Genomic DNA, 16,026 nt, shown 5'->3' with positions numbered 1-16,026 from the left:
TCTAGTTTCTCAGAGACAGACTTTGGACTTCTTTTGGACATAATAAAACTCCCTTTATAGTTTCTAGTGAAAATTTTTGTTTTTTCACTGTCCACTATAAGGGGAGTATATCACTGTGAACCGTCAGGGGTTTTGGTTTTATACTCTTCGAAAATCCGACGTTGTTGACTTGATTTGATGACTGAAAAGCTCCTGTGGAGGTTTTCAGCCTGTTCCCTTGAAATATAAAAGGAACAGTATTCTATCTACATCATATCGATACGAACTATGTTCGCTCTATATCCAACCTACAAAGCTACCCCGAACCTGTTTGTAGCGAACAAGTTCGCTATATCTCCAACCTACAAAGCTTCCCCGAACCTGTTTGTAGCGAACAGGTTCGCTCTAGCTCCAACCTACAAAGGTTCCCCGAACCTGTTTGTAGCGAACAGGTTCGCTCTAGCTCCAACCTACAAAGGTTCCCCGAACATTTTTTGTAGCGAACAGGTTCGCTCTAGCTCCAACCTACAAAGGTTCCCCGAACATTTTTTGTAGCGAACAGGTTCGCTCTAGCTCCAACCTACAAAGGTTCCCCAAACCTGTTTGTAGCGAACAGGTTTGCTCTATATCCAACCTACAAAGGTTCCCCGAACCTGTTTGTAGCGAACAGGTTCGCTCTAGCTCCAACCTCCAAAGGTTCCCCAAACCTGTTTGTAGCGAACAGGTTCGCTCTATCTCCAACCTCCAAAGGTTCCCCGAATCTTTGGAGCTAGTCTGATTTTGATTTTCATTGAACATTAGCTTTAACATACAGAAAATCCTCTCGAAGACAAAACGAGAGGATGCATGCGAATACGGATAGAAAAGTCCTGAAACTAGAGAACTGCACGATAAAAGGGGCACCGTATTCTATTCTGCCTGGCTTGAACAAAACTTTCTTCATTCAAAAGGACTTCTTAAAAGAATGAACAATTTGAAACCCAAAGACTGCTAAGCAGGCATGAATAAATTGAACTCTTTCTAAATTACATATGATTATAAGTTATAACTTACAGAATGTCAAGCCTTTTCTATATTTTTTCAACCTTCTTTCAAAACAAAATAGCTACAACTTACAAAACACAAACAATATTCAAAAACAATGACTGTTTTAAAGCAAAAAACGAGCATTAGTAGGAAGAAACAACTAATTTTTTCGTCACTTTATAAACGAGATAGGCCAAGATACCACCTAGCGTATTGGTCCATAGGTCATCTACTTCAAATACTCGCCCCGCATTGATAAGCAGGTCTAACAAGAGCTGGGTACATTCGATAAACAAACTCATACAAAAACTATAGCGAATAACTGCTCGAAGGCTCCGCCATTCTTCCAGAAGAAATAAAAGAAGGAAGACAAGAGGAAAGAGCAGAAAAATATTGGTGATGTTTTGCAGGAAAATCCAACCTAGGTCCGCAAGACTGTCCACCTTATCCCCATTGACAATGCTATTGAAAGGGGTAGGCAGGAGATAGAGCCGTCCAATCCGAATAATTCCTGGTGTGGAGAAATCCTTGTATTGAGGATACCAAGACTGAGGTAGGAAACAGAGTAAAACAATAGCCAGAGCATAGGCTCCAGCTAAGGTCTTACAAATCTGTCTTCCTAGCTTGGTCAAGTTTCCATCTGCTTGGAAGAATGTTCTCATGCCTGAATACCTGCCTTGGCTTTGGCTGCTGCAATACGAGCACGCGCTTTTTCACGGTCCTTTTTGAGGGTATTGGAACGCAATTGACCACAAGCCGCATCGATATCTGTACCATGTTCCTGGCGAACAACGCAGTTGACCCCATTTTTCTTCAAAACATCAAAGAAAGCCAAGGTCCGTTCTCTAGTTGAACGACTATATTGGTCATGCTCACTTACAGGGTTGTATGGAATCAAGTTGATATAAGACAACTTACGGATGTTCTTGGTCAAGTCAGCCAATTCCTGCGCCTGTTCCACTCCATCGTTGACCTCGTTGAGCATGATGTATTCAAAGGTCACACGGCGGTTGGTCACCTTGATATAGTCCTCAATCGCTTCAAACAAGACTTCGATTGGATAGCGACGGTTGATGCGCATGATGCTGGAACGAAGATCATTATTTGGCGCGTGAAGAGATACTGCCAAGTTAACCTGAACTCCCTCGCGGGCAAAATCACGGATTTTTGGCGCCAAACCAGATGTTGACACTGTGATGTGACGAGCTCCGATTGCCAAGCCCTTATCATCATTAACTACACGCAGGAAGGTCATAACATTGTCGTAGTTATCCAATGGTTCACCGATCCCCATAACAACGATATGGCTGACACGCTCATTCTGGTTACGCTCATCCAGGTATTTCTGCACCAACATAATCTGAGCCACAATCTCACCGCTGGTCAAGTCACGTTGCTTCGGAATCAAACCAGAGGCACAGAAGGTACAACCGATATTACAGCCAACCTGGGTTGTCACACAGACAGAAAGACCATAGTGCTGGTGCATGAGAACTGTTTCAATCAGCATCCCATCTGGCAGCTCAAACAGATATTTGATCGTTCCGTCCTTGGATTCCTGCACAATCCGTTGCTTGAGAGGATTGACCACAAAGTTTTCTTCTAATTTTTCAATCAAAGACTTGGGCAAGTTGGTCATTTCCGCAAAGGTTTGGACACGAGAACGGTAGAGCCATTCCCAAATCTGAGTCGCTCGGAATTTCTTTTCTCCATTTTCTAAAATCCAATCCACAAGATTGGCTTGACTAAAGGCATAAATTGATGGTTTCATGATTCTCCCTACTTCTGACGGATGACAAAGCTACGCTTAGCCTCACTCATCTCTCGATTATTCTGCTTACGGTCACGCTTCTGACTACGCTCCGTCTGATTGGCCTTAACACCAGCATTCTTCATGGTAAAATGACGCTGTTCCGACTGCTTGTTCTGCTGCTTCCCTTTTTTCTGACGGTCATTACGATTATTTTTGTTTTCTTTTGGCGCAATAGGCTCCGTCCGCTGTTGATTTCTGTTGCGATTGCGGGAACGACTCCGCTTGCGACGGGGTCTGTCCTCCTCCTCAGCAGGCAAGTCTTGTGGATTGGGATTGGCTAAGACGAAATAAGCACAACCAAAATTACAATACTCTGTCAAATAATCATCTAGGCGGCTGATTTTTAAGTCTGATTTGACATTCTTATCATCCTTGTAAAAGCCCTTCAAGCGCAGTTGCTCATTGCCCCAATCGCCTACGATGAAATCAAACTTAAGCATTAAAGGCGAAAAGCGTTGACCAAAAATGGTCTGGTCAAAGGCTTCTTTGTAATCTTCCAACAGGTCTAGCTCAATATTTTCTGATACAACCTTTTCTCCTACACGGGCAAAACTTGGGCCAGGATACTTGTTGTAATTATACATTTCAGGTGAAATTTCTTTTTTCATGAATCCTCCTATCTGTTCAATTCTTCATACAAATCATTTCTATCTAACCCTACTATTATATCACTATTTGACCAGAAATTCTTCTAGTTTAGTGTTTAGGAGAAATTTCTGACAATTTTAAGGAAATTTAAAATGAAAAAGGACGATTTACTCGTCCTTTGTTTTCTTCAAATAGTCAATCGCATCCTGCGCTGTCTTGACAGGTACTACTTCAATGTCTACACCCGCTTTTTCAGCCGCTTCTTTGGCTTCCTCATAGTTGGTTTTGGCTGTCGGGTCTTCTTTCAAAATTTCTTCATCAACTGGGTTATTGGGTACAAAGAAGATACTTGCACCAGCCTTGGCTGCAGACAAGACCTTCTTGTCTGCTCCACCAATATCACCAACGCTACCGTCTTGCTCAATAGTCCCTGTACCAGCAATCACGCGCCCATCACGTAAGGTTGGATCAGCTAATTGCGTATAGATGGCAAGGGTAAACATAAGACCTGCACTTGGTCCACCGATATTGCCTGTTTGAAATTCAATCGGTACCGAACTCTTCACCTCCGTATGGTCTACAAGAGTAATCCCAATCCCGTTTTTACCATTTGACAGCTTGATAATCTGACCATCCGCAGATTTTTCCTGACCATCACTGACATAACCAACTGTTACATCACTACCCAATTCCAAACTGCTGACGTATTTGATCAAATCAGGAGAAGATTCAAAGGTTTTACCATTGATACTCACAACCGTATCCGCAATATTGAGAATTTCTTTAAAGGTTGAATCCTCTGCCAGAGCCAGAACATAAACCCCGAAGAAATCCATACTGACTTCTTTTCCAGCCAGGGACAAACCTTGGTACTTGGCCATATTCTGCGACGTTTCCATGTAGAACTGGGCAATACGGAAATATTCCTCGCTATCTGCTCCACCTGTCATTTCCTCCGCTGAACTAACACTTGTATAAGGGTCAAACTGGGCTGCCAAGAGTTGCAGGGCTGTTGCCTGTTGGACTGATACGTAGGTAAAATTGTAGGAACCAGCTTCTTCATCCTCTTGATTATTGACCGTCAAGACCTGACGAACATCCATAGCACCACCTGGTTTCTCTAGGTAGTAGGGTAGGGGAACAAAGACCGTAAACCAGATCAATAGAGTACCTAAGACAATGGAGCTTATCAGTAGTAATTTCTTATTTTTCTTCATTCTTTCTTATCTCCTCGCTAACAACTTGGGGCACATAGGGGCTAATATCTTGCTTGTAATGGATCAATTCTCGGATTTGGCTAGAAGAGATATTCCGGTATTCAGGCTTGGATATGAGATAGACTGTCTCCAAATCCGGAGCCAGTTGGCGATTAAAATAGTCAAAATTAGCCTCGTATTCAAGGTCAATGCCATTACGGAGACCTCGGATGATATGGCTGACTTGTCGCTCATGGGCTACATCAACCACCAACTCTTGACCAGCCAAAAAGACCTCAATCTTCTCATTTCCCTCAAAAACTTTTTTGAGGAGGGCTAGTCGCTCCTGCCCTGTAAACAAACCAATTTTATTGGGATTGAAAAAAATACCCACATAAAGCTTATCAAACAGGCCACTTGCTCGCTCAATCAGATCCACATGACCATTGGTAATGGGGTCAAAGGAGCCTGTAAACATTCCAATCTTATCTGACATAGACTGTTACCTTACTAATTCCGTAGATTTTTTCCTTCCAGATACCCAGCTCTGCTATTTCCTCCGGAAGAGAGACCGCCTTATCCGTCTCGCAGACCACCATGACGTCTTGGGACAAAAGCTGGCGCTGGCACAGCTCAGTAATGTCTGCCACGATGTCTTCAGCTGCATAGGGTGGATCCAAGAAGACCAGGTCAAAGGATCCGCTCAGATGAGCCAAAGCCTGCTTGGCCTCCATGGCTAGGAGATGAAACTTACTTTCTTCCTTGGTCATGTGGATATTATCGCGGATAATAGCTTGCGCTCTCCGATCCCGTTCGACCAGGACTGCAGCCTCCATGCCGCGAGAAACAGCCTCGATTGACAGACCGCCGCTGCCGGCATAGAGATCCAAGACTCGACCACCGTCGAAATAGGGACCAATCATATTAAACATGGCACCTCTAACCTTGTCCGAGGTAGGTCTGGTTGTCTTTCCTTCAAGTGTTTTGAGCGGTCGTCCGCCATACGTTCCAGATACAATTCTCATAAAGAATATTATAACAGAAAAACGACAGGACTGCTTACCCAAAACGAAAAAAGAAAACCTCCAGAAATTATTTGTTTTCTGAGGTTTAAAGGTATCAATACTAGACTTACTATCCTAAGAGGATCTGAGTCATTGCTATTTACTAGATTTCACTTTCCCATTCCAGCCATTCAAGCCATAACTTAAAATGTAGATTTCATTAAATCCTTGCTTTTTCAAATGAAGGGCTGCTGGTGTCGACAACTGACCTCGGTCATTTTCGTAAATCAAGATAGGTTTGTCTTTACGTAAAGCAGCTGTTGATTGGCGTAATTGTTGGTAGGGAATATTTCTGGCACCTAGAATATGCTTATGGCTGAACTCACTTGGATCTCGTAGGTCAATCAACTGGCCTCCATGAATTTTCTCTGCAAATGCTGCATTATCAATGACCGTCGCTGCTTGACGCAATCTCCAATAATTGAAGCCCATCCATGAACCTAAAATAAGCACAAAAACAATAAATATCCACAAGGTTTCCACTATTTACTCTCCTTCAACTTCTGATACTCTAATTCCAAACGATGTTCCCGCCGCAAAACTAGTTCAGCCTCCATGTATTCCAACCGATCTAGGACACCTGCCTGATAGACCCGATTGAGCTCAATCTGCATCATTTCAATGTCATATAGGCGGTTGCCCATGTAAACAATAATACCAAACCGTTTTAGCAACTGCTGCACATCGTAAAGTCTTTTCATAGAAAAATTTTAGCAGAATTTTATAAGATTTTCAATATAAAAACTCAGTTGGAATTTATCGAATACATTTAAAAAGGATTGGATATACCACCAATCCTCTATAATTTCATAACCAACCCTTTTCCTGTGCTATCTTAACAGCAGCCGTGCGGTTTTCTGCACCCAGCTTGGACAGGATAGAGGTCATGTAGTTGCGGACCGTACCGTCAGACAGGTAGAGCTGGCTGGCGATTTCCTTATTGGACAAGCCGTCAGCAACCAGCTTGAGCAGCTGGCTTTCCTGGTCCGTCAAGGGACTGCGTTGGGTCAGGAGAATGTCCATCAACTCTGGCGAGTATTCCTTTCGACCCGCCAAGACCGTTTCAATGGTCCGCATGAGGTCCGAAATGGATCGTTCCTTGAGCACATAGGCATCTACATCAGCCTTGACCGCCCGCTCAAAATAGCCTGGTCGCTTGAAGGTGGTCATGATGACAACCTTGACGGGCAAGGATTTCGCTCGCACCCATTCCAAGACATCCAGCCCCGTCTTCTCAGGCATTTCAATATCTAAGAGTAGCACATCTACTGGCTCTTTTTCCAAAATAGCAAGGGCCTGACTGCCATTTTCTGCCTGTAAAACAGCCTCAACCGCATCTTGAAAGCCCAAGAGCTGACAGAGGGCGTCCCGCAGCATGGCCTGATCTTCTGCGACTAAGATTCTCATTCTACCACCTCCTCAAGCGGAATTCGTATGGACAGGCGGGTGGGCTGTGCCAGAGAAAGAAATTCCAAACTCCCCTGCACCGTCACCAGTCTATCCTTTATGGTATGCAATTCTTGACCGGTTAACTGGGCAAAGCCCACCCCATTGTCTTCGTAGTGCAAGACCAATTCTTGCTGGTCTTCTTCAAATAGCAAACGGCACATACTAGCCTGGCTGTGTTTGAGCAGGTTATTGGCCAACTCTCTCAGCACCATAGCCAGTTTGTTCTGGACAGGCAAGCTGAGCTGCTCTGCTATTTCCCCACCCAAAACGACCAAGTCCACTCCTGCCAAGTCCAGCATCTGCTGCAAAATCTGGAGCTCCTCTGCCACGGTGTGCTGCTTGAGGGACTGGACAATCTGGCGAACGTCCTGCATGGAGTCCTTGGCTAAGGTCTGAAGTTCTGATACTTCCTTCTTGGCCTGGTCAATCTGATCGTGGTCCAAGAGAGTCTTGACCAGCTCCGCCTTGACGGACAGCATAGCAAAGACATGGCCCAGGGTGTCGTGCAAGTCCTGACCGATGCGGTTGCGTTCATTCTCAGCAAGCAGGAGGTTAATGGAAGCATTTTGATCCTGAATCCGTTGCTGGAGGGCTTCCCGCTTGGTTTCAATCCAGCTAAAAATCAGCAAGGCCACGCCGAAAAAGTGAATGATGAGTGCAAAGGCCCGCATCTCAAAGGGGACAGGTCCAAAGAGAGCCCAGAGGACAATGGCCAGCAACAAGATCCCATAGGTCACCGTCCGATAGGTCGGCCGAGTTTCCTTATAATACCAGCCCAGCATATTGGACAGGTTGAAGATAAAGAGGGAAAACTGCAGATTGCCCCAAAAACTCATGACGGCGATGTAGCCAATCAGGTAAAACCAGCCCAACATGGAATAGAGCTTGTAGTCGGTGTAAAAGAGAGAACAATAGACCAGGGCAAAGAGAATGGTGGCTAGAACCACTGCCGTCGGATTTGGACTGTATTGGGCGTAATAAAGTGGAAAATAGAGAAAGATCATGCCCACGAAATACATGGCTGGTATCTTTCTTTTTTCAAAAATCATGGGTCACCTCACTACTGGTCAGATTTTTTATGGATGGCCAGAGCAATTCCTAAGAAAATTATCGCATAGCCTAGGACAATTAGCAAGGATTTCCAGAGAAAATCTCCCTCTTGGGCATAGGTGGTCACCAGCTGATTGACATGGTAGCTGGGCATAAGTTTGCAAATTCGCTGTACCCAGTCAGGAAAGAGGGAAACAGGCATCCAAGAACCACCCATGATAGCCAGAACAAAGTAGAGCAAGTTGGCCACCACAGACATGGTTTGTTCCGACTGGATTTGCACCAAAAGCAAGCCAATGGCTAGAAATACGATAGAGGTTACTAAAAGCAAGAGAGCCGAAATCACCCATTCTTGAGCTGTCATCTCAACTCCCTTGACCAAGCCTCCGATCGCAAAGACAATGGCAATGGAAGACACAAAGCAGAGCAAGACACGCACCAGTTTGGACAGATAGTATTGCCAGATTGGTAGGGGAGAATGCTGGATAAAGGTCAACCAGCTGTTTTTTCGGTCCTCTGCCAGCATCATGGGAAAGGTAAAAAGGGCAAAGCCCGACATGGAAAAGCCTGTCATGGTCAGCATATAGGACTGGATAAAGGCCTTTTGCGTGGCTGTATCATCAAACTGGACCGTCGATGAGAAAATCAGGAAAAAGATGACGGGCATCCCGATAGACAGGAGAAACACTCCCAAACTTCTGGATAATTTGACCGCTTCTACTTGCACCAATGCTTTCATGATTCTTCCTCCCTTGTCTTATCAAATAGGCTGTTGAGCAAGGTTTTGTTCTGCACCTCTAGGTCTGAAATCCGACATCCTGCTTCCTGCAAATTCGCCCAAACCTGCTCAATAGCTCGGGTCTTGAAGCTGACCGTGTCTTGTTTATAGCTGATGTCGTAAATGGCATCCAAGCCTTCAACCACCGTCGCAAAGCGGATTGGCAGTGCTACTTCTTTTTCCTGCTCCTCACTTCGCATGGCAAATGGCGTCGTATCCCGCAAGAGCCTACCCTGGTGCAAGACCAAAATCCGCTCCGCCGTATGCTCCACTTCCTCGATGTAGTGGCTGGTATAAAAAATGGTCACGCCCTTTTCCTTCAAGTCATGGACAATCTCCCAAAAACGCTGACGGGTCGACGTATCCATGCCCGCCGTTGGCTCGTCCAAAAAGAGCAACTTAGGCTTACCAATCAGACAGATGACAAAGGCCAAGAGCCGCTTCTGACCACCTGATAGCTTGCCCGCCAGTTGATTTTTTTGCTCTGGGGAAAAGCGGAGCAGGCTGTCGATTTCCACATCTGTCAGACTGTCCTTGTAGATAGCTTGGAAAAAGCGGAGCAATTCCTTGACATTCAAGTCCGTTGGAATAGCATTTTCCTGTGGCAAAACTGCCACTGTTTCTTTATTGGACCGAGCCTGCGGAGCCAGACCGTCCAACAATACCTGCCCTTTCGTCACCTTTCTATCGCCCAACAAACAGGACATGAGCGTTGTTTTCCCAGCCCCGTTGGGACCAATCAAGGCCACACATTCCCCTGACTGTATCTCAAAGGAAATATCGGACAAAATGGTCCGTCCTTTGATAGCCTTGTCTAGTGCTCGTACTTCTATCATCTTTCTACCTCCTACTTCTTGAACATCTTACATAGACAGTATATCTCGAAAAAGGAGACCCTACTAGAAGCCTTTGTCATGAACTGATATGACAAATGTCATATTATACCCAATGAAAATCAAAAGTAGCCTAGGAAACGAAGTCGAAGATAGAACTCTGTTACTATCTTGTTTCAAGATAACAGGCTGAAAAGCTCCACCGGAGCTTTTCACTCATCAAGGCTCTTGACAACGGATAATTTTGATTTTCGAAGAGTATTAAAGATTGCAACAAAAAAGAGTCCTACTGGACCCTTCAACTATTTACAACTTAGGAGCTTGACCAAGTTCAGCCTGCAACATCCAAATATGTTTTTCAATGCTAGCCTTAGCCACATTGAAAATGTCGTTGGTTACGCTGTCACCTTCTTCATCACTGACATCAAAACCTTTTTGGAACAAATCAGCTAAATAACGGAAAACATCCACCACACGCGCCAGTTGCTCTTCCATCGTCAAGCTATAATCCCCAGGAACCTCTTTCAGCTGACTATATTCAGAAAATTCTTTCAGTGTTGAGAACGGTGCACCACCTAAGGTAATCAAACGTTCACTCATCTCATCCAAATATCCATCCAACTCATCCATATATTCGTCCATCTTAGGATGCCAAATCATAAAACCACGACCACGCATATACCAATGAACTTGATGGAGAATAGAATGTGCGACAGATAAATCTGCCACCGCTTGATTCAAAACCGCCTTAGAATCAGCCAATGGTACTGACTGGCGTGGGCTAAAGGAAGCAATTTCTGCTGGAGATTGGTAGTATTCTTGTTTCATCTGATCACCTTTTCTTTTTTAATTGTAATTATTATAAATAAAAAATTTTAGAAAAACAAGTAAAAATCCTTATATTAGAAAAGTTCTAATTTTATAATGTTTCTAAGCCAGTTTTTCTCATATAAATACGCTATAATAAAAGAAAAAGGAGTTTTCTATGAAAAAAATCATTTTTGTTTGCTTAGGCAATATCTGCCGTAGCCCCATGGCAGAATTTGTTATGAAAGATTTAACTGACAACTTACACATTGAAAGTCGGGCAACGTCCAGCTGGGAGCATGGCAATCCTATTTACCCAGGAACCCAGCAAATTTTTCAAGAGTATGGCATTCCCTTCGACCAAACCAAAACCTCTCAACAAATCTCTCAAACAGACTTTGAGGAATTTGATGTCATCATTGGAATGGACAGTAACAATGTCCGTGATTTGCGGAAAATGGCTCCTGCCCATGCCCAAGATAAGATTTTCCAATTCGCTGAAAAATCGGTCCCAGATCCTTGGTACACAGGGGATTTCCAAGAAACCTATCGCATGGTCAAACAGGGATGTCAGGCTTGGTTGGAGAAATTATAACATTCTCCGTGTAATATTTTTGTAATATTTGTAAGAAAATGGTAAACTATTTCTGAATGGACTGATACGCTTTGGTTTTATACTAGAAAGAAGGGTGTAAAAATCCACTATATCATACTTGAAAGGGTTTATCTATGAAAGAGTTAAGAAAAAAACGTTTAACACTGGAAGATGTTTCTCATTTCTTCACGCGTAGGAAAATAGAAGTGCTTTCTCTTCTCCTTATTTTAATTTGTGCCTTGTCTGTGTTTACAGGGCGGATAGGAAACAAGCAGGTCTTGACCTTAGACAATGGAAAAATACAATACAATGGCTATGTGGTTGCTTCTAAAATGAATGGACAGGGCAAACTGACCTTTGAAAATGGTGACAGCTACCAAGGCCAGTTTAAAAATGGCATTTTTCACGGTCAAGGAACCTATACATCAGCTAGTGGCTGGGTTTATACTGGAGAATTTAAAAATGGTTACGCCGATGGCAAAGGCAAACTAACTACGGAAGGACAGGCCATCTACGAAGGAAGATTTAAACAGGGGATTTATCAAAATGAAAATTAAATGGTTATCTACAATTCGTGTCATCGGCTTGGTCTTTGTTCTCCTCTACCATTTCTTCATCAAGATTTTTCCTGGTGGATTTGTTGGAGTAGACCTCTTCTTCACCCTATCTGGCTATCTGACGACAGCACTTTTGATTGATGAGTTTTCAAAACATAAAAAAATTGATCTCATCTCCTTTTTCCGAAGAAGACTCTATCGGATTCTACCTCCTTTGGTTTTAACCATCCTGCTAGTTCTTCCCCTAGCCCTCTTTATTCGGAATGATTTCCTGGCTAATATTGGAAGTCAAGTTACAGCTGCCCTTGGCTTTATGACCAATTTCTTTGAAATTCTATCTGGTGGTAGCTATGAAAATCAATTTTCGCCCCATCTTTTTGTCCACACCTGGACACTGGCGATTGAGGTCCAATATTACATTATCTGGGCAGGTCTAGTCTGGTTCTTAGCGCGGATAGCCAAAAGTGTTGGGCAACTGCGTGGAACAATTTTCTTGACCTCCTTCAGCCTATTTGTCCTGACCTTCCTTGGAATGTTTATATCCAGTTTCTTCGTGGACAACTTCTCATCTATTTATTATTCGACTTTTACCCATACCTTTCCCTTCTTTCTTGGGGCTATTCTAGCAACTATTGCCGGTATCGGTCATACAACCGCTGCCTTCCAGAAAACTATTCAATCACTTAGCTTGCTGAAGGTAGTCGGACTATTTGCAGGAGGATTGGCAGTCGAACTTATCCTGCTGTTTACCCTTCAATTTAGTTCCATTTGGACCTACCTGATTGGTTTCCTCCTGTCTAGCCTAGCAACTGCTGCTATGATTTTTGCGGCGCGTGTGCTCCATGAAAAGACAGAAAAGGTCAATGAACCTAGCATTATTCAATTCTTTGCAGCTATTTCCTATGGGGTCTACCTCTTCCATTGGCCACTATTGATCATCTTTACTCAACTAAGCAATGCGACTACTGCTGCCATCTTATCCTTTATCTTCTCCGTCATTCTAGCAACAATTTCGACCTATATCCTCGAACCCTTTGTCGCAGGTAAGGTTGGAAATCTGTTCGGACTGGCAATAGACCTCAAGCCTTATAAGAAATGGGTAGCTGGATGTTTTGGTTTCTTTACGGTTTTAAGCTTAGCCATCTGCCTCTTTGCTCCTAAGCTAGGAGCTTTTGACCAAGAAAATATGATTAGCAGCCTCTACCAAGCGCAGACCCAACTTTCAACTACTCGATCAGCAGCTGAAAATTCAAAAGTATCTAGCTTTGATATTCAAAAGGGTGTGACCATGTTTGGAGATTCTGTTACCGTTCGAGCAAGTACAGCACTTCAGGAAGCCATTCCAGGTATTCAAATTGATGGAACTGTCAGTCGAAACCTCTCAGAAATTGAAAGTTTGATTAAGCTCTACCAGCAAAACAATAGCTTGAAAGAAACGGTTATTGTTGCTCTCGGTACTAATACGAGTGACAATTACCAAGAAATTTTGGACAAATTGGTTAAAGACTTTCCTAAAGGACGGCGCCTCATTTTCGTAACACCATACGATGGTAACTTTAGTCCAAGTAATTCTATTTCCTACCAAACAGGGCAATATGAAAAAGAATTGGCTGAGAAATACGATTATATTTCAATTGCAGACTGGTACCAGGCCTCCCTAGACAATCCACCAATTTGGTACAACTCAGACTTGGTTCATTTCAACATTGAAAATAACGGTGCAGAAATTTTCGCCCAAACCATTAGCCAAGCTGTCAAAGCAGTTGAAAATGGCCCAATTAAAAATTAAAATAAAAATTCTTCTGTAACATTGGATTACAGGGGAATTTTTTGTTCTCTAATACTGTTTGAAAAACAAAAACTGACCTATAATAGATTTATGAAACTCACTATCGAACAAACGAACGAATTAAAAACTTATTTGAAAGATAAAACCTATTCTCCATTTCATAGACGACTTCAAGTTATCCTGTTCAGAGCAGAAGGTCTTAGCTATAAGGAAATCACTAACCTTATCGGCTATTCAAAGTATACAATCTGGTCCTTACAAGGCAAGTACGAACTTGAGGGGATTTCAGCTCTAGTAAAAGAAACTCGAGGTGGGCGTAATCGTCAATATTTAACCTCTCAAGAAGAAGAGGTATTTCTAAAAGAACCGTTAACAGCTTCATTAAATGGCGAATTCGTGACGAAAAACTCTCTCTATGAAGCTTATCTGAAATGTGTTGGACATCCTACGACCAAGGATGGATTCTATCCCCTCTTAAACGCCATGGTTGGCGCAAAGTTACGCAAAGACCAAAACACCCTAAAAAAGCAGACGCAAATATCATTTTAGCGTCTAAAAATAAAATCTTCATTCATGAAAAAAGAAAGCACTTCAAGAATAGTCGTCGCCATCATAAAGTCAGGCTAATGCATCAAGGTGAGGCGGGCTTTGGTCAGATTAGTAAAATTGGAAAGGTCTGAGCAGCAAAAGGGGTGAGACCGCATGTACATAGTCACTATATTCGTGAGTATCGCCATTGATATGGTGCTGTTGAGGCCCATACAGGAGAGCCCTTCTTCATTATCGCTGGGGGCTGCAGTACAGATTGGATGAATGTTTTTCTCAAACAACTATCTGAAGCTTATCCTGACGATTCTATTTTATTAGTGATGGACAATGCCGTTTGGCATAAATCAAGTACCTTAGAGAAACCACATAATATTGGTTTCGAGTTTATTCCTCCCTATACTCCTGAAATGAATCCAATTGAACAAGCTTGGGCTGAGATTCGAAAGAGAGGGTTTAAGAATAAAGCTTTCAAAACACTAGATGATGTGATAAACAAGCTTCAAGAAGTGATACGAGAGTTAGATTGGTCTATTTTAAAACCAATTGTTAGTAGACAATGGTTAAAAAACACTTGGTTGGCTTGCTTTTGATTTTTGTTGAGTATGAGTTGGGGAATGCTAGTATATCAAACGAACATGTCTATTTTGTTACACTTCATTTTACAACGCGTGAAAAATGAAAAGCTTAGTTCTTAGCTTCGGGCATTGACCACTCTGATATTCGTGGATTGGTTACCTACAGGTCAAGGGTTCTGCCGCGAGTCCGACTCTCTATAAGCGTGGATCACAATTGTGCCACTTAGTCATTTTGTAGATGACTCAAACCTTGAAGTCCTAAACTCCTTCAAGATACTTTCCATTCAATCATGATTTCAATCCTTATTTCTATCCAAATTCACCCAGTGATTTTGGATAGAAATAAGAATTCCTCATCGCTCTGCGATGATAAAACTTAATTGTCAAAAGTGTACATGAAAACAAGCGCTAACTTCAAGCTATTCTTCCTGTCATCATCCCCCAAATAAAACCAGATAATTCCCGTGCAATAGCTTTTTTAGCAACATTTTGTTTCTTATTTTTTCCTAGAACAAGTGTGCGATAACGTCTTCTTAAGCGTTCATTAGCCTTATCCGCATAAGCAATCACCTCCACTTGGTTTCCACTTTGTCTCCTTTTCAATTCTTTGGATTTATCCCCAATCGTCCCCTTAGCCAATGATTGTGCAGTTTCTATCAGAAGTCGTCTTACATGGCTATTACCAGCTTTGGTGATAGCGCCTCTTCTCTCCTTGTCGCCACTAGAGTTTTCGCTAGAAGTCAGCCCAAGATGTTGAGCTGTCGCAAAGCGATTAAAATTTCCGATTTCTGTCACAACGGAAAGAGCGGTTAGTGTTTTGATGCCAAGAAAGCTGAGAGACCTTCTCTTGATAACTGTCACTTTGAGCCGGTTACTCAATTCGTGCATCATACCGTTCTATTTGATCTACTAATTTCTCATAGGTCAATAGATATTCTGTCAAAATCTCTGCGTAAAGTCCCTTAGGATTTAGGGAATGGAGCCAGCGGACATGTTTCTGTGTCCAATTACAGCTTCCTCGGTATAGCGAAAATCATGTCGGAGACAGAAGGTCAGAAGTTGTTTGATTTTCTTCAGAGCCACTTTGTGGTCTGTTCTCATACGGATATATTCTTTGACTTGTTCATCCTCAGCAGTAGGAATATGAACAGGCCGATAGCTACGAAAGGCCAGAGCTTTTGCGAGCTGAGCCGCATCTTTCTTATCAGTCTTGACACGCTTAGCTCCTTCCTTCATTACCGTTGTAGGTGCCATCACGATACAGGGAATCCCGTGAACTTGTAGCTAGTGATATAGGGTAAATCCAAGACATCCAGCTTCATAGCCACATAATACTTCTGCATCTTGACCATACAAGCGACGAAGCTCATTCACATAG

18 protein-coding genes and 1 pseudogene are annotated in these 16,026 nt (G+C 42.9%); 4 read left to right on the top strand and 15 right to left on the bottom strand.

Features of this window, described 5'->3' with window-relative positions; genetic code table 11:
* Positions 1-1,148: 1,148 nt before the first annotated feature.
* The 13 genes from C1E58_RS00925 to C1E58_RS00865 all read right to left on the bottom strand — a co-directional run bounded on the left by C1E58_RS00925 (position 1,149) and on the right by C1E58_RS00865 (position 10,604).
* Positions 1,149-1,667 (bottom strand): VanZ family protein, encoded by a 519-nt coding sequence (locus C1E58_RS00925; RefSeq protein ID WP_105209042.1) that lies wholly within the window; start codon positions 1,665-1,667, stop codon positions 1,149-1,151.
* Positions 1,664-2,776: a 23S rRNA (adenine(2503)-C(2))-methyltransferase RlmN gene (gene rlmN / locus C1E58_RS00920; RefSeq protein ID WP_105107957.1), complete on the bottom strand. Its 1,113-nt coding sequence runs from the start codon at positions 2,774-2,776 to the stop codon at positions 1,664-1,666. The genes C1E58_RS00925 and rlmN overlap by 4 nt, the downstream gene beginning before the upstream one ends.
* 8 nt (positions 2,777-2,784) lie before the next feature.
* Positions 2,785-3,426, bottom strand: a complete 642-nt coding sequence (locus C1E58_RS00915) for a YutD family protein (RefSeq protein WP_105209041.1) — start codon at positions 3,424-3,426, stop codon at positions 2,785-2,787.
* Between the two features lie 147 nt (positions 3,427-3,573).
* The gene (locus tag C1E58_RS00910; protein ID WP_105209040.1) at positions 3,574-4,623 is read right to left on the bottom strand and encodes a SepM family pheromone-processing serine protease; all 1,050 of its coding nucleotides are present in this window, start codon (positions 4,621-4,623) and stop codon (positions 3,574-3,576) included.
* Positions 4,610-5,098, bottom strand: coding sequence for a pantetheine-phosphate adenylyltransferase (gene coaD / locus C1E58_RS00905; RefSeq protein ID WP_105209039.1), 489 nt, complete (start codon positions 5,096-5,098; stop codon positions 4,610-4,612). Before coaD ends, C1E58_RS00910 begins: the two co-directional genes overlap by 14 nt.
* Positions 5,088-5,627: a 16S rRNA (guanine(966)-N(2))-methyltransferase RsmD gene (gene rsmD / locus C1E58_RS00900; RefSeq protein WP_105113391.1), complete on the bottom strand. Its 540-nt coding sequence runs from the start codon at positions 5,625-5,627 to the stop codon at positions 5,088-5,090. Before rsmD ends, coaD begins: the two co-directional genes overlap by 11 nt.
* 135 nt (positions 5,628-5,762) lie before the next feature.
* On the bottom strand, positions 5,763-6,149 hold the full coding sequence (locus C1E58_RS00895; protein WP_105209038.1) for a rhodanese-like domain-containing protein: 387 nt from the start codon (positions 6,147-6,149) through the stop codon (positions 5,763-5,765).
* Positions 6,149-6,367, bottom strand: a complete 219-nt coding sequence (locus C1E58_RS00890; RefSeq protein WP_105113389.1) for a YqgQ family protein — start codon at positions 6,365-6,367, stop codon at positions 6,149-6,151. Before C1E58_RS00890 ends, C1E58_RS00895 begins: the two co-directional genes overlap by 1 nt.
* A 106-nt stretch (positions 6,368-6,473) precedes the next feature.
* Positions 6,474-7,073, bottom strand: coding sequence for a response regulator transcription factor (locus C1E58_RS00885; protein ID WP_105113388.1), 600 nt, complete (start codon positions 7,071-7,073; stop codon positions 6,474-6,476).
* The gene (locus C1E58_RS00880) at positions 7,070-8,164 is read right to left on the bottom strand and encodes a sensor histidine kinase (RefSeq protein WP_161941079.1); all 1,095 of its coding nucleotides are present in this window, start codon (positions 8,162-8,164) and stop codon (positions 7,070-7,072) included. The genes C1E58_RS00885 and C1E58_RS00880 overlap by 4 nt, the downstream gene beginning before the upstream one ends.
* Positions 8,165-8,175: 11 nt before the next feature.
* Positions 8,176-8,904, bottom strand: coding sequence for an ABC transporter permease (locus C1E58_RS00875; protein ID WP_105113387.1), 729 nt, complete (start codon positions 8,902-8,904; stop codon positions 8,176-8,178).
* A complete protein-coding gene (locus tag C1E58_RS00870; RefSeq protein WP_105113386.1) occupies positions 8,901-9,779 on the bottom strand; it encodes an ABC transporter ATP-binding protein in 879 nt (292 codons plus the stop codon). Before C1E58_RS00870 ends, C1E58_RS00875 begins: the two co-directional genes overlap by 4 nt.
* Positions 9,780-10,082: 303 nt before the next feature.
* The gene (locus tag C1E58_RS00865; RefSeq protein WP_105117237.1) at positions 10,083-10,604 is read right to left on the bottom strand and encodes a Dps family protein; all 522 of its coding nucleotides are present in this window, start codon (positions 10,602-10,604) and stop codon (positions 10,083-10,085) included.
* A 157-nt stretch (positions 10,605-10,761) separates the two neighbouring features.
* Between C1E58_RS00865 and C1E58_RS00860 the strand changes: the two genes are divergently transcribed.
* The 4 genes and pseudogenes from C1E58_RS00860 (at position 10,762) to C1E58_RS00845 (ending at position 14,663) form a co-directional block, all read left to right on the top strand.
* A complete protein-coding gene (locus C1E58_RS00860) occupies positions 10,762-11,178 on the top strand; it encodes a low molecular weight protein-tyrosine-phosphatase (RefSeq protein WP_105209037.1) in 417 nt (138 codons plus the stop codon).
* Between the two features lie 134 nt (positions 11,179-11,312).
* Positions 11,313-11,735, top strand: coding sequence for a hypothetical protein (locus C1E58_RS00855; RefSeq protein ID WP_105113383.1), 423 nt, complete (start codon positions 11,313-11,315; stop codon positions 11,733-11,735).
* On the top strand, positions 11,725-13,524 hold the full coding sequence (locus C1E58_RS00850; protein ID WP_105209036.1) for an acyltransferase family protein: 1,800 nt from the start codon (positions 11,725-11,727) through the stop codon (positions 13,522-13,524). The genes C1E58_RS00855 and C1E58_RS00850 overlap by 11 nt, the downstream gene beginning before the upstream one ends.
* 90 nt (positions 13,525-13,614) lie before the next feature.
* Positions 13,615-14,663 (top strand): annotated as a pseudogene (locus C1E58_RS00845) (IS630 family transposase).
* Positions 14,664-15,062: 399 nt separating this feature from the next.
* On the opposite strand, the gene C1E58_RS12300 reads toward C1E58_RS00845, so the two are convergent.
* Together C1E58_RS12300 and C1E58_RS12295 are read right to left on the bottom strand one after the other, a co-directional pair.
* Positions 15,063-15,539, bottom strand: a complete 477-nt coding sequence (locus C1E58_RS12300; RefSeq protein WP_238142205.1) for an IS110 family transposase — start codon at positions 15,537-15,539, stop codon at positions 15,063-15,065.
* A 78-nt stretch (positions 15,540-15,617) separates the two neighbouring features.
* Complete coding sequence (locus C1E58_RS12295; protein WP_238142206.1) at positions 15,618-15,902, bottom strand: hypothetical protein; 285 nt, start codon at positions 15,900-15,902, stop codon at positions 15,618-15,620.
* Between the last annotated feature and the right edge of the window lie 124 nt (positions 15,903-16,026).

Origin of the sequence: Streptococcus suis, assembly GCF_002964575.1 — a bacterium.
Classification (GTDB): Bacteria; Bacillota; Bacilli; order Lactobacillales; family Streptococcaceae; genus Streptococcus; species Streptococcus suis_R.
The sequence above is the reverse complement of the archived record's forward strand: the minus strand, read 5'-3'. Positions and strand labels throughout refer to the sequence as shown.